We start from the raw sequence: 13,251 nt of genomic DNA, 5'->3' as shown, positions 1-13,251 counted from the left end.
GACATTTCCATAAACGGGCTACAGCGTAACCCAATTTCCCTCTACACCGACTAAATTGGTCTGACCAATTATTAATCAAAAAAGCCAATTTAGACTTGAAACATTAGGGTAAACACTGAGATTCAAGCAAATAAACCCGTGGATACAATGCGCTCTGCTCTTGACGATCTCAAGAAATGGTCAGACCAATTTAACGACCTTCAGGTTCGCTTGCAATACAAGCGCCTCCCCTTTGCTCCTGCGGAGATAGAACAAACATGCAACAAGCGTGGCTGCAGCAATACGATCCCACCGGCAATATCTGGCTGTCGGCACTGATCGCCCTCATTCCGATCATCTTTTTTTTCCTGGCCCTGACCAAGTTGCGCATGAAGGGCTATCTGGCTGGCACGATTACGGTGCTGCTGGCTCTGGGCGTTGCCCTGTTCTTCTATCGCATGCCGGTTTCCGCGGCGCTGGCCTCGGTTGTATATGGCTTTTTCTATGGTCTGTGGCCCATTGCCTGGATCATTGTGGCGGCCGTTTTTCTGTACAAGATCTCGGTCAAGACAGGTCAGTTCGACGTTATTCGCGCCTCTATCCTGTCCGTCACGCCTGACCAGCGCCTGCAGCTGATTCTGGTTGGTTTCTGCTTTGGTGCCTTCCTGGAAGGGGCGGCCGGTTTTGGCGCACCCGTCGCAATTACCGCTGCCTTGCTGGCTGGTCTGGGTTTCCGTCCCTTGTACGCTGCCGGTCTGTGCCTGATTGCAAACACGGCGCCGGTTGCTTTCGGTGCCATGGGTATTCCTATCATTGTGGCCGGTCAAGTATCGGGTATTGATCCCTTTGAAATCGGCCAGATGGCCGGTCGCCAACTGCCCTTCATGACCATCATCGTGCTGTTCTGGCTGATGGCCATCATGGACGGCTGGCGCGGTATCAAGGAAACCTGGCCTGCAGTTCTGGTCGGGGGTGGTTCCTTCGCCCTGGTTCAGTTCCTGACCGCGAACTATATTGGCCCCGAACTGCCGGACATTACCTCGGCCCTGGTTTCCCTGGTGGTGCTGACCCTGTTCCTGAAAGTATGGCAGCCCAAGCGCATCTTCCGCTTTGAGACACAAGAGGGTACGCCCGCCCAGGACAAGACTGCCGAACAGGCCCCCGCAGCACTGACCACAGGCCGCATCCTCAAAGCCTGGTCGCCCTTCATCATCCTGACCGCCATGGTCACGATCTGGAGTGTGCAGCCCTTCAAAGTGCTGTTTGCTGCCAATGGCCCGTTGGCTTCGACCATCGTGAACATTCCCGTGCCCTTCCTGCACAATCTGGTCGAAAAAGCGCCACCCGTGGTCGCCTCGGCCACGCCCTATGGCGCGGTCTACGCCTTTAACTGGCTGTCAGCTACCGGCACTGCCATTCTGATTGCCGCCTTGCTCACGATTATCTTCTTGCGCATGAAGCCCGCAAAAGCCGTCGAGACCCTGGGTGAAACCTTCAAGGAACTGGCTGTCCCTATCTATTCGATCGGTATGGTGCTGGCCTTTGCCTTTATCGCCAACTACTCTGGCCTGTCCGCCACCTTGGCGCTGGCCCTGGCCCACACCGGCAAAGCCTTCACTTTCTTCTCACCGTTCCTGGGCTGGATTGGTGTGTTCCTGACCGGTTCCGACACGTCTGCCAACGCCCTGTTCGCTGCTTTGCAAGCCACGACCGCCCAGCAGTTGGGTCTGCCTGAGGTGCTGATGGTGGCGGCCAATACCACCGGTGGCGTCACCGGCAAGATGATCTCGCCCCAATCCATTGCCATTGCTTGCGCGGCAGTGGGGCTGGCTGGCAAAGAATCCGATCTGTTCCGCTTTACCGTGAAGCACAGCCTGATCTTTGCCGTCATGATCGGCCTGCTGACTACCCTGCAAGCCTATGTGTTACCTTGGATGATCCCCTAAGGGCCTACCCTCATCCTTCATCAGCAAGGCGCGCAGACTCGCGCCTTGCTGATTTATCTTTTCAGTACCTTCAAGAACTATGCGCCTCTCTGATCATGTCGCCCAACAACTGCTGGCGCTGATTCAATCCAGCGACTACCAGGCCGGGCAACGTCTGCCTGCCGAACGCACCTTGGCCGCCCAATTGAATGTGTCTCGCGCCTCGCTGCGTGAAGCCATTCAGCAACTGACCAGCCAGGGTATTTTGCGCAGTCAGGTCGGCTCGGGCACATACCTGACCTCTCAGACTCCCCAATGGACTCAGCGCTCTGTTGATCCCTTGGCCGCACTGATGCTATCCGATCCCCAGTACCGCTACGATGTTCTGGAAGCGCGCATTGCTCTGGAGAGCAGCACCACCTGGCACGCCGCCCTGCGCGCCTCGCCCGACGACAAAGACAAGATTCTGCAGTGCTTCGAGCAAATGATTCGCTACCAGCAAAGTGGCGATACCGAGCAATCCGCCCGTGCCGATGCCCAGTTTCACCTGGCCGTTGCCGAGGCCTCTCATAACCTGGTGCTGGTTCAGGTCATGCGAGGACTGTTCGACCTGGTGCTCAGCAGCGTGACCCAGAACCGGGACATCATCATGTTTGTGCACGACTCGCCGGAAACCATCACGCATCTGACTGCGCAGCACGAGGCCCTGGTCAAAGCCATTATTGATGGCGATGCTGCCCGTGCCCGCAGCGTCGTGAACGAGCACCTTGGTTACGTACGCAACACCCTTCTTCAGGCCGACGAAGATCTTGCTCGCCGCGAACGTGCCGCGCGCTTGCAGATACTGCCCTCGACCTTAACGGACTCCGCCCTGCCATGATTATTTCCTCCTCGACCGACTACCGGCGTGCCGCCCAAAAACGACTGCCTCCTTTCCTGTTCCACTACATTGACGGTGGTGCCTATGCCGAGCACACCCTGCGCCGCAATGTGGATGATCTGGCCAATGTCGCCCTGCGCCAGCGAGTGCTGAAAGACATGAGCCAGCTGGACACCAGCATTGAACTGTTTGGTGAAAAGCTGTCCATTCCGGTGGCCCTGTCCCCGGTAGGCCTGACCGGCATGTACGCGCGTCGAGGTGAAGTTCAGGCGGCTCAGGCGGCCGATGCGCACGGCATTCCCTTCACCATGTCCAGCGTGTCGGTCTGCCCGATCGAGGAAGTGGCCCCGCGCCTGAAACGGCCCATGTGGTTTCAGCTGTATGTGCTCAAAGACCGTGGTTTCATGCGCAACGCACTGGAACGTGCGCAAGCCGCTGGCTGCAGCGCCCTGGTCTTTACGGTGGACATGCCCGTACCCGGCGCGCGTTACCGTGATGCCCATTCCGGCATGAGCGGCCCCAACGCAGCCCTGCGCCGCTATGCCCAGGCTGTCATGCACCCGCGCTGGGCCTGGGATGTCGGTCTGCTGGGCCGTCCGCATGATCTGGGCAATATCTCGCGCTACCTGGGCAAGCCAACCGGCCTGGAAGACTATATGGGCTATCTGGGCGCGAACTTTGACCCCTCCATTTCCTGGAAAGATCTGGAGTGGATACGCGAGTTCTGGAAAGGCCCCATGCTGATCAAAGGCATTCTGGACCCCGATGACGCGCGCGATGCCGTGCGCTTTGGTGCCGATGGCATCATCGTCTCCAACCACGGTGGCCGCCAGCTGGATGGCGTCCTGTCCTCGGCCCGTGCCCTGCCCGCCATTGCCGATGCCGTCAAAGGCCAGATCAAGATTCTGGCGGACTCCGGTATCCGCAGCGGCCTGGACGTGGTGCGCATGATTGCCCTGGGTGCCGACGCTGCCATGCTGGGCCGCGCCTACATTTATGCACTGGCCGCCGCCGGACAGTCTGGCGTGGACCACCTGCTGGGCCTGATTGAAAAAGAAATTCGGGTCGCCATGACGCTGACCAGCGTCAGCAGTATTTCCCAGATCACCTCTGACCTGCTTGTACAGGAGTCTTGACCATGTCAGTTTCCACCAGCGCTGCGGATTTGTTGCAGCAACTGCGCTCGATTGTCGGCAACCCTCATGTCCTGACGGACGACCGCAGCACGCGTCGTTACCGCAAGGGCCACCGTACGGGTGAAGGCAAGGTGCTGGCCGTCGTACGGCCCGGAACGCTGCTGGAACAATGGCGCAGCCTGCAAGCCGCTGTCGCTGCCGATTGCATCGTGATCATGCAAGCCGCCAACACCGGCCTGACGGGTGGCTCCACCCCCGACGGTGACGACTACGACCGTGACATCGTGCTGATGAACACCATGCGTCTGCAAGGCATACAGGTCATCAACGATGGCGAGCAGGTTGTCTGCCTGCCCGGTGCCACGCTGGACCGTCTGGAACAGACCCTGGCCCCGCTGGAGCGTGAACCCCATTCGGTAATTGGCTCCTCGTGTATCGGCGCGTCTGTGCTGGGCGGTGTCTGCAACAACTCCGGCGGTGCACTGGTGCGACGCGGCCCGGCCTACACGGAATTGACGCTGTACGCGCAAGTGCTGGACGATGGCACCCTGCAACTGGTCAATCACCTGGGCATCAATCTGGGGGATACCCCCGAAGAAATTCTGAGCCGCCTGGAGCAAGGCAAGTACAGTGTGGCGGATATCGTCAACGACCCGGAACGCAAGGCCAGCGACCCGCGCTACGCCGAAGATGTGCGCGACGTGGATGCCCAGACCCCGGCCCGTTTCAATGCTGACCCTTCACGCCTGTACGAAGCCTCCGGCTCGGCAGGCAAGCTGTGCATTTTTGCCGTGCGTCTGGATACCTTCCCCAAAGAAGCCAGTACCGTTTTCTACATCGGCACCAATGACCCGGATGAGCTGACTGCCGTGCGCCGTCACCTGCTGACGGACCTGCCCCGCCTGCCGATTGCGGGTGAGTACATCCACCGTACCGCCTACGATATTGGCGAGCAGTACGGCAAAGACACCTTCTTGCTGATCGACCGTTTTGGTACGGCTAAAGTGCCGTCCGCCTTTGCAATGAAAAGCCGTGTCGATGGTTTTTTTGAACGCTTTGGCTGGCGTGGCGTGACCGATCGCGTCATCCAGGCGATCATGAACCGCCTGCCCAGTCACCTGCCGCCGCGTATGCGTGAATGGCGTGACCGTTTCGAGCACCACCTGTTGCTGCGTGTCTCCAACGACACCGCCCAGGCCACGCGCGAATTTCTACGTCAGCAATTTGAAGGCAGCCAGCAAGGGGCCTATTTCGAGTGCGATGCCGAAGAAGGCCGCAAAGCCTTTCTGCACCGCTTTGCCATTGCCGGTGCCGCCATCCGCTACCGTGAGTCGCACCCCGACAGCGTGGAAGATATTGTGGCTCTGGACATTGCCTTGCGCCGCAACGACAAGGAATGGGTGGAGCAACTGCCGGACGATATGGAAAAAGACATCGTCCACAAGCTCTACTACGGCCACTTCCTGTGCCACGTGTTCCACCAGGACTACATCGTTAAAAAAGGCGTGGTTCCTCTGGATATGGAACACCGCATGTGGAAGCTGCTGGATGAGCGCCGTGCCGAGTACCCGGCCGAGCACAATGTAGGCCACCTGTATATCGCCAAACCTGCCCTGGCCGGTTTTTACCGCGAGCTGGACCCGACCAACACCTTCAACCCCGGTATCGGCCACACTTCGCGCCGCAAATGGTGGAGTGTGTGCTGCGGCGGCAAGCACGACTAAAAACCGCCTTTTCTTGATGAAGGCACGCACAGGCTGCACGCCATTCCTTTGCTTGCAGCGCAGCCTCCTCCTTTCATAAACCACGCTTCATGCAAACCAGCAGGCCCTCCAAGTTTGACTTGGTGGGCCTGTTTTTTTTTGCATGCTGTGACAGCCACAACACAAAACTATTCTGTCGCCTTTCCTATTTAGTTTAATAGGTTCCACTAATTCAAAATTTAGATTACATTATCGATAATGATTCTCAATACCTTATAGTGAAGAGCCGATTTCCACGGCTTTTGGATAAGCAATGAAGGTGTCGGATCTGAGCCGCCACCCGCCCGGACACTCATCCACACCCCGCAGAAATCATGTCTCTTACTTTGAATTTCTGGGTATGTAACGCTCATGACCACTCGTGAAACTGCTACGGACGCGCGTAAAGAGCCTGGCCCCATCAGCCAGATCCTCAGCTCCATACGCTCGCGCCTGATTGTTGCCGCCGTTCTGGCGGCTTTGGGTTCCATGCTTACCCTGGTGCCCTTGGCCGGAATCGCCCACATCGCCACGCTGGCTTTGGGCAATACCCCGTCTGGCGAACTGCAAGGCGATATAGGCTGGACGGTGCTGTTCAGCATCGTCAGCATGTTTGCAGGCCTGGCCCTGATCTCGGCAGGCGAGCTGCTGGCCCATCTGGCCGACAATCAACTGACACGCGGCCTGCGTCTGAGCGCTGCCCAACGACTGGCCAAAGTGCCACTGGGCTGGTTTACCGGCCAGGCTTCAGGCGAAGTGAAACAAGCCATGCAGGATGACATCGCCACCCTGCACAGCCTGACCGCGCACTTTTACACCTCGGTAGGCCGCGCCCTTGGTGCCATTGCGATCTCCGTGCTGTACCTGTTTTTCATGGACTGGCGCATGGCCATTGTGGCGTTGCTGCCCTTCCCCGGCTTCTTCCTGTTCCTGCGCCACGCCATGAAGGCCAGCAGCGCCAATATGCAGGGCTTTGTTGAAAAACTTGGCCGCCTGAACAGTGCCACGGTGGAATTTGTCAGCGGCATTCCTGTGGTCAAAGCCTTTGGTTCCAGCGGGCAGGCACATGGCGGCTATAGCAAGGCCGTGGACGGCTTTGCCGACGCCTTTCTGAACTTTGCCCGCCCACTGGTCGCCCGCATGGCCCACGCACACGCCATGATCGCTCCGGTCACTGTATTAGGTGTCGTGCTGGTCTTCGGCGCCCTGTTCAGCTATCTGGACTGGATGGCGCCCGTAGATATTCTGCCCTTCGCCCTGGTAGCCCCCGGTATTTGTGCGCCCCTGCTTTTGCTGCACACCTTGCTGCACGATCTGGGCGGAGCAACAGGTGCCGCGCAGCGTGTGCAAGCCTTGATGAAAACACCCGTGCTGGAAACGCTGACCGCCGATCAGCAACAAGTCCCGGCAAATCAGGAAGTGCGGGTCGAAAACGTCAGCTATGTCTATGGCGAAGGCCACCAGGCGCTGAGCAATATCAGCTTCACCCTGGAACCGGGCACGGTCACCGCAATTGTGGGCTCCTCCGGTTCTGGCAAATCCACCATCGCTCGCCTGCTGTTGCGCTTTTTTGATCCCAGCGAAGGCCGTATCACCCTGGGCGGTGCAGATCTGCGCCAAATCGAAACCACCGAGCTGTACCGCCGCATTGGTTTTGTGCTGCAGGAAGTGCGCCTGATCAATGCCAGCGTGCGCGAGAACATTGCGCTGGGCCGCCCCTCGGCCAGTCAGCAAGAGATTGAAGACGCTGCCCGCGCCGCCAATATTCATGACCGTATCTTGAGCCTGCCTCGTGGCTACGACTCCGTCGTGGGTGAAGATGCCCAACTATCCGGGGGCGAACGGCAACGCGTCAGCATTGCACGCGCTGTTCTGCTGGACCCGCCGATTCTGGTGCTGGACGAAGCCACCGCCGCTGCCGACGCCAGCAATGAAGTCGCCATTCAGGATGCCCTGTCGCGCTTTGCCCAAGGTCGTACCTTGCTGGTCATTGCCCACCGCCTGGACACCATCATGCACGCCGACCGCATTCTGGTACTGGAAAACGGCGCCATTGTGGAGCAAGGCAATCACGCCAGCCTGCTGGCTGAACAAGGTCGTTACGCACGGCTCTGGACCCTGGGTGGCTACGACAACAATTCCAAGGACACATCATGCTAAAGACCCTGATTCAGCTGCTGGGTACGGATGCCCCCATTTTCCGTCGCTATAGCTGGATGGCTGTTCTATACGGCCTGCTATGCGGTCTGACCATGACCACCCTGGTCCCCGTTTTCACTCATCTACTCAATGGCGAACCCAAACAGGCAGGCGGCTGGCTGCTGGTCTTGTTGCTTGGCGTGGCTGTCTGCTGGGCATGGCGTCGCTATGTGGAGCAAGCCGGTGTGAATGTGGGTGTCGCCATCCTGCAAGGTGGCCGTCATCGTCTGGGCGAACATATCGCCCAACTGCCCGTAGGCTGGTTCTCCGCTCAAAACACCGCGCGGCTGGGGCACATCGTCACCCAAGGCATGATGTCTGTGGCCCAATTGCCAGCGCACGTTTTCACCCCGCTGATCGCCGGGATTGTGACGCCTATCGTGCTGGTTGTGGCCTTGTTCATTTTGCATTGGCCGTTGGGCCTGATTGCCCTGATCGTGCTGCCTTTGCTGGCCGCTGTTCTGGCCCTGACCGCCCATTTGGGACGCAAAGCCGATGATGCCTTCCAGGCTCATTTCGCCCATGCCAGCCAGCGCGTGGTGGAGTTTGCCCAGGCCCAATCCGTGCTGCGTGCTTTCAATGGCGAAGGCGGTGGCACCCGCCTGCTGGAAGAAGCCATTGAGCGCCAGCATCAGGCAGGCAAGAAACTGATCTGGCAATCCACGGCCTCGGCGGTGCTCAATGCCTGGGCGGTGCAAGCTGCCTTCGCTGCCTTGCTGATTGCCGCCACGCTTTGGCTAAACAGCCATACGGGCCTGGGCATGAGCAGTGCAGAAGTCATCGCCGTCATCGTGTCCTTGCTGCTGACCACACGCTACATCGACTCCTTGCTGGAAGTGGCCAGCTACGGGGAAGTACTGCGCGGTGCACGCGGCCAGCTGGATGCAATTCAGGAACTGTTTGCCGTCCAGCCCCTGCCCGAACCCGCCTCGCCCCACACCCCAAGCGACGGCTCGATTGCGCTGAACAATGTGCATTTCCGCTATGCCGCCGACAAACCCGATGTACTGAACGGCGTCAGCCTGAGCATTGCAGCAGGCAGCATGGTGGCCCTGATCGGGGAGTCCGGCTCGGGCAAAACTACCCTGGCCCGGCTGATTGCCCGCTTCTTTGATGTCAGCCAAGGCAGTGTCTCCATCGGTAGCGTGGACGTACGCCAGATCAGCAGCCCGGTACTGGCCACACAAATCAGCCAGATTTTCCAGGACGATTATCTGTTCGCAGGCAGCATTGCCGACAACATCCGCCTGGGCAAACCGGATGCAACCGAGGCCGAACTGATGGAAGCGGTGGAACAAGCCGGTGTCAGCGAAATCATCGCCCGTCTGCCAGAAGGTTTGAACACCACGGTAGGCGAAGGCGGGGCCCGCCTGTCCGGGGGCGAGCGTCAACGTATCGCCATTGCCCGCGCCCTGATCAAGAACGCCCCCATTTTGCTGGTGGACGAAGCCACCGCCGCACTGGATGCTGAAAACCAGGCTGCCATTGCCCAGGCCCTGGCTCGTCTGCGTGGCAAGCGCACCCTGATCGTGATTGCCCACCAGCTCTCTACCGTCGCCATGGCCGATCAGATCGTAGTGCTGGAAAACGGCCAGATTATCGAGCAAGGCCCACCGGCCCAACTACGCGAAAGCCAGGGCCGTTATGCCCACTTCCTGAACCAGCGTCATGCCGCCAAAGGCTGGCGTATTGCCACCGCAGCCCAAGATAACGGTGTGTGATGCGAGCTAGATCTTTTGTGCTCTTGTTCCTGATGCTGTGCAGCCTGTCCTTGTTGATAGGCGCACGGCAAATCAGCTGGGCACAGCTATGGAATTTTTCAGGCGACGCCTGGCTGACACTGACCGCCAGCCGCCTGCCCCGTCTGGCGGCGCTGGTCTTGAGCGGCATAGGCCTGTCCGTCTGCGGGGTGATCTTGCAGCACATTGTGCGCAATAAATTTGTGGAGCCAGCCACCTCGGGCGGGCTGGATGCCGCCAAGCTGGGCATTCTGATCGCCCTGACTCTGGCTCCCAGCAGCGGCACTCTGGGCAAGCTGCTGTTTGCCCTCTTGTTCTGCTTTGCCTCCAGCCTAATCTTCATCGCCGTGGTGCGCCGTATCCGCTTCAAGAACACCGTGCTGGTACCGGTGATTGGTCTGATGTACGGCGGCGTGCTCAGCGCGATTGCCGAGTTTTATGCCTATCAGCACCAGATTTTGCAAAGTCTGCAGGGCTGGATGCTGGGCGACTTCTCCAAGATCGTGCAGGGCAATTACGAGATCATTTATCTGATTCTGCCCATTGTGCTGCTCACCTATCTGTACGCGCATCGCTTTACCGTTCTGGGCATGGGCGAAGGCATGGCCACCAGCCTGGGCCTGAACTATTCCGCCACCGTAGCCCTGGGTCTGATACTGGTCGCGGTTACCGTCTCGGCCACTGTCATTACCGTAGGGGCCATTCCCTTTATTGGTCTGGTCATCCCCAATCTGGTGGCACTGCGCTATGGCGACAACCTGGGCCGTACCTTACCCATTGTGGCGCTGGGCGGTGCTTGCCTGCTGCTGGCTTGCGACATTCTGGGCCGCCTCATTATCTACCCGTTTGAAGTACCCATCGGCCTGACCGCCGGTGGCGTGGGTGGCCTGCTGTTTCTGTTCCTGATCTTCTGGAGAAACCGATGAAACGGCAACATCTGGTCTGGATACTATTGCTGGTGCTGGCATTGAGCTTTGTGTTCTATCGCTCCGGCCTGGACTTCGACTACATCATCCCCAAACGCCTGAACCGTTTGGCGGCTATGGTGATTGGCGGCATCTGCATTGCCTGGTCCTCAATAATTTTTCAGACCATTACCGGCAACCGGATTCTGACGCCCGCCATCATGGGATACGAAGCGGTTTACCTGCTATTCCAGTCCCTGCTGATCTTGCTCTTGGGTACACAAAGCCTGGTGATGCTGGGGGCCAATGGCAATGTGGTGCTGTCCATTGTGCTGATGCTAGCTTACTCACTGGCAATCCATCACTGGCTGTTTCGCCAAGGCAAGAACAATGTGTACTTCCTGCTGTTGATGGGGCTGGTACTGACCATGATCATCAGCACCTTCACCCAGTTTGTGCAGCTGAAAATCAGCCCCGGCGAGTTCTCCATTCTGCTGGGCTTTAGCCAGGCTTCCTTTAACCGGGCCGAGCCTTTGCAACTGCTGATTTCCGCGATTCTGGTGGGTGGCATTTGCCTGGGCAGCCTGCGCAGCTTGCCCACGCTGGACGTATTGTCTTTAGGCCGCGAACAAGCCATTTCTTTGGGTGTCGATTACCGCCGTACCGTGCGCATCCAACTGGCCCTGATTGCGGCCCTGGTCGCCATTTCCACCAGCCTGCTCGGGCCCACTGCCTTCATGGGAATTTTCGTGGCCAACACCAGCTATGCGCTGGCCCGCAGCTTCCGACACAGAATCACGCTGCCCCTGGGCTGCGCCATTGCCATCGTCATGTTTTTACTGGCGCAAATAGCGGTGGAACACATTTTCAATTACCGCACGACCGTCGGAATACTCGTCAACCTAGTGTGCGGCGCGTACTTCCTGGGACTGATGGTTCGTACCCGAGGCACAGCATGATTACGATCAATCAGCTCTCCAAACACTACAAGAACAAGACCGTGCTTTCCAATGTCAGCACGCAGTTTCCTACCGGACAGCTCAGCTCCCTGATCGGCCCCAATGGGGCCGGTAAAACCACCTTATTGATGAGCATTGCCCGCCTGCTGGAAGCCGACGAAGGCCAAATCCAGCTGGACGGCCGCAACATTGCCGACATACGCATTGCCGACTATGCGCGCCGGGTTGCCACCCTGCGCCAGTCTCCTGATTTCAATCTGCGCCTGACCGTGGAAGAACTGGTCGCCTTTGGCCGCTTCCCCTATAGCCGGGGCGCGCTGACGGATGAAGATCAGCAAGCTATCTCCGAAGCCATTCAGTTTCTATCGCTGGAACCCTTGCGCCAGTCCTATCTGGACGAGCTGAGCGGCGGCCAGCGACAGATGGCTTTTCTGGCCATGACCATTGCCCAGCAAACCGATTACTTACTGCTGGACGAGCCGCTGAACAATCTGGACATCAAGCACGCCGTGCAGATCATGCGCGCCTTGCGACGGCTCTGTGACGAGTACGGCCGCACCGTGATTCTGGTGGTGCATGACATCAACTTTGCCGCCAACTATTCCGATCACATTGTGGCCATGAAAAACGGGGCCCTGTACTGCGCAGGCCCGGTGTCCGAGGTCGTCACCGAAGCACAGCTGGCCGAACTTTATGGCCTGGATTTCGAGATTACGCACAGCGAGCGTGGCCGCCTGTGCAATTACTTCACCCCATCAGGAGAACTAGCATGATCGCCAAACACAGATACGGGCTGATAGCCCTGTTTGTGGCCGCCAGCTTTGCCTTGCAAGGCTGCGAGAAAAAGACCCAGGCAGCGGCGGAAACCCCGGCACCGCAAGCCGCCGTCAGCCTTGAAACCAGTGCCCGCTATGAACCCATCGTGGTCGAGCACAAACTGGGCTCCACGCGCATAGAAAAACTGCCGCAACGCGTCGTGGCGCTGGACATGAACGAAGTGGATTTTCTGGATGCCTTGGGGGTCCCGGTTGTAGGCATGCCCAAAGACTTCATCCCGGCCTTTCTGGAAAAATATAAAAACGTCCCTGAAATCCAGGACACCGGCGCGATTGTGCAGCCCAATGTGGAGCAGGTTTACGCCGCCAAGCCGGACCTGATTCTGATCACCTCCTTGCAAGCCAATCACTACAAGGAACTGAGTCAGATCGCCCCCACCATTCACTTTGATGTGGATTACCGCGATAGCCAGGTCAACCACATTGAAGTCATCAAGAACCACCTGCTGACTCTGGGCTCGATCTTCAAGAAAGAAGAGCTGGCCAAACTAAAAGTGGCCGAGCTGGAGGCCAAAGTCGCCCAAGCCAAACAAATCACCCAGGATCGTCCCGAAAAAGCCCTGATTGTTCTGCATAACAACGGCTCGTTCAGCTCCTTCGGGGTGCAGTCTCGCTACGGTTTTGTATTCAATGCGCTGGGCGTACAGCCTGCCAGCCCAACGGTAGAAACCGGCCTGCACGGACAACCTGTCTCCAGCGAGTTCATCCAGGAAGCCAACCCGGACATCATTTACGTGATCGACCGCACTGCCGTGATGGAGCGCCGCCCTGCCCTGGATGCCGACAGCCTGAGCAACCCGCTGCTGCGTGAAACCAAAGCCTGGCAAAACGGCCGCGTGGTGTTTGCCAATGCCGAAGCCTGGTATGTGACGGCTGCCAGTGTCACCTCGCTCAAGCTGATTATTGATGATGTGCTCAAGGCCTACCAACACCCATGACCTGAAGGTTTTT

The 13,251-nt window shown here is 58.5% G+C and carries 10 protein-coding genes; all 10 read left to right on the top strand.

Going from position 1 to position 13,251, the window contains the following annotated elements:
- Window positions 1-257: 257 nt before the first annotated feature.
- The 10 genes from lldP to Q9R35_RS05645 all read left to right on the top strand — a co-directional run bounded on the left by lldP (window position 258) and on the right by Q9R35_RS05645 (window position 13,238).
- Complete coding sequence (lldP, locus tag Q9R35_RS05690) at window positions 258-1,925, top strand: L-lactate permease (RefSeq protein ID WP_042482695.1); 1,668 nt, start codon at window positions 258-260, stop codon at window positions 1,923-1,925.
- A 79-nt stretch (window positions 1,926-2,004) separates the two neighbouring features.
- Entirely contained in the window at window positions 2,005-2,784 is a 780-nt protein-coding gene (gene lldR, locus Q9R35_RS05685) for a transcriptional regulator LldR (protein WP_042482692.1), read from the top strand.
- Window positions 2,781-3,920: an FMN-dependent L-lactate dehydrogenase LldD gene (gene lldD, locus Q9R35_RS05680; protein ID WP_045930767.1), complete on the top strand. Its 1,140-nt coding sequence runs from the start codon at window positions 2,781-2,783 to the stop codon at window positions 3,918-3,920. The genes lldR and lldD overlap by 4 nt, the downstream gene beginning before the upstream one ends.
- A gap of 2 nt (window positions 3,921-3,922) precedes the next feature.
- On the top strand, window positions 3,923-5,644 hold the full coding sequence (gene dld / locus Q9R35_RS05675; RefSeq protein WP_311219517.1) for a D-lactate dehydrogenase: 1,722 nt from the start codon (window positions 3,923-3,925) through the stop codon (window positions 5,642-5,644).
- Window positions 5,645-6,034: 390 nt separating this feature from the next.
- Window positions 6,035-7,822: an ABC transporter ATP-binding protein gene (locus Q9R35_RS05670; RefSeq protein WP_311219516.1), complete on the top strand. Its 1,788-nt coding sequence runs from the start codon at window positions 6,035-6,037 to the stop codon at window positions 7,820-7,822.
- Entirely contained in the window at window positions 7,816-9,582 is a 1,767-nt protein-coding gene (locus Q9R35_RS05665; RefSeq protein WP_311219515.1) for an ABC transporter ATP-binding protein, read from the top strand. Before Q9R35_RS05670 ends, Q9R35_RS05665 begins: the two co-directional genes overlap by 7 nt.
- A complete protein-coding gene (locus Q9R35_RS05660; RefSeq protein ID WP_199265347.1) occupies window positions 9,582-10,526 on the top strand; it encodes an ABC transporter permease in 945 nt (314 codons plus the stop codon). The genes Q9R35_RS05665 and Q9R35_RS05660 overlap by 1 nt, the downstream gene beginning before the upstream one ends.
- Window positions 10,523-11,464, top strand: a complete 942-nt coding sequence (locus Q9R35_RS05655) for an iron chelate uptake ABC transporter family permease subunit (protein ID WP_063689021.1) — start codon at window positions 10,523-10,525, stop codon at window positions 11,462-11,464. Before Q9R35_RS05660 ends, Q9R35_RS05655 begins: the two co-directional genes overlap by 4 nt.
- Entirely contained in the window at window positions 11,461-12,237 is a 777-nt protein-coding gene (locus Q9R35_RS05650; protein ID WP_311219514.1) for an ATP-binding cassette domain-containing protein, read from the top strand. The genes Q9R35_RS05655 and Q9R35_RS05650 overlap by 4 nt, the downstream gene beginning before the upstream one ends.
- Window positions 12,234-13,238, top strand: a complete 1,005-nt coding sequence (locus Q9R35_RS05645; protein ID WP_311219513.1) for a siderophore ABC transporter substrate-binding protein — start codon at window positions 12,234-12,236, stop codon at window positions 13,236-13,238. Before Q9R35_RS05650 ends, Q9R35_RS05645 begins: the two co-directional genes overlap by 4 nt.
- The last annotated feature ends 13 nt before the right edge of the window (window positions 13,239-13,251 follow it).

The sequence above is a fragment of the Alcaligenes sp. AB3 genome, assembly GCF_031844565.1.
In the GTDB taxonomy this organism is placed as follows: Bacteria; Pseudomonadota; Gammaproteobacteria; order Burkholderiales; family Burkholderiaceae_B; genus Alcaligenes; species Alcaligenes faecalis.
The sequence above is the reverse complement of the archived record's forward strand: the minus strand, read 5'-3'. Positions and strand labels throughout refer to the sequence as shown.

Excerpts from the sequence above, each read along its gene's own strand:
- lldP (WP_042482695.1), top strand. The coding sequence starts at position 258 with ATGCAACAAGCGTGGCTGCAGCAATACGATCCCACCGGCAATATCTGG.
- lldR (WP_042482692.1), top strand. The coding sequence starts at position 2,005 with ATGCGCCTCTCTGATCATGTCGCCCAACAACTGCTGGCGCTGATTCAA.
- lldD (WP_045930767.1), top strand. The coding sequence starts at position 2,781 with ATGATTATTTCCTCCTCGACCGACTACCGGCGTGCCGCCCAAAAACGA.
- dld (WP_311219517.1), top strand. The coding sequence starts at position 3,923 with ATGTCAGTTTCCACCAGCGCTGCGGATTTGTTGCAGCAACTGCGCTCG.
- Q9R35_RS05670 (WP_311219516.1), top strand. The coding sequence starts at position 6,035 with ATGACCACTCGTGAAACTGCTACGGACGCGCGTAAAGAGCCTGGCCCC.
- Q9R35_RS05665 (WP_311219515.1), top strand. The coding sequence starts at position 7,816 with ATGCTAAAGACCCTGATTCAGCTGCTGGGTACGGATGCCCCCATTTTC.
- Q9R35_RS05660 (WP_199265347.1), top strand. The coding sequence starts at position 9,582 with ATGCGAGCTAGATCTTTTGTGCTCTTGTTCCTGATGCTGTGCAGCCTG.
- Q9R35_RS05655 (WP_063689021.1), top strand. The coding sequence starts at position 10,523 with ATGAAACGGCAACATCTGGTCTGGATACTATTGCTGGTGCTGGCATTG.
- Q9R35_RS05650 (WP_311219514.1), top strand. The coding sequence starts at position 11,461 with ATGATTACGATCAATCAGCTCTCCAAACACTACAAGAACAAGACCGTG.
- Q9R35_RS05645 (WP_311219513.1), top strand. The coding sequence starts at position 12,234 with ATGATCGCCAAACACAGATACGGGCTGATAGCCCTGTTTGTGGCCGCC.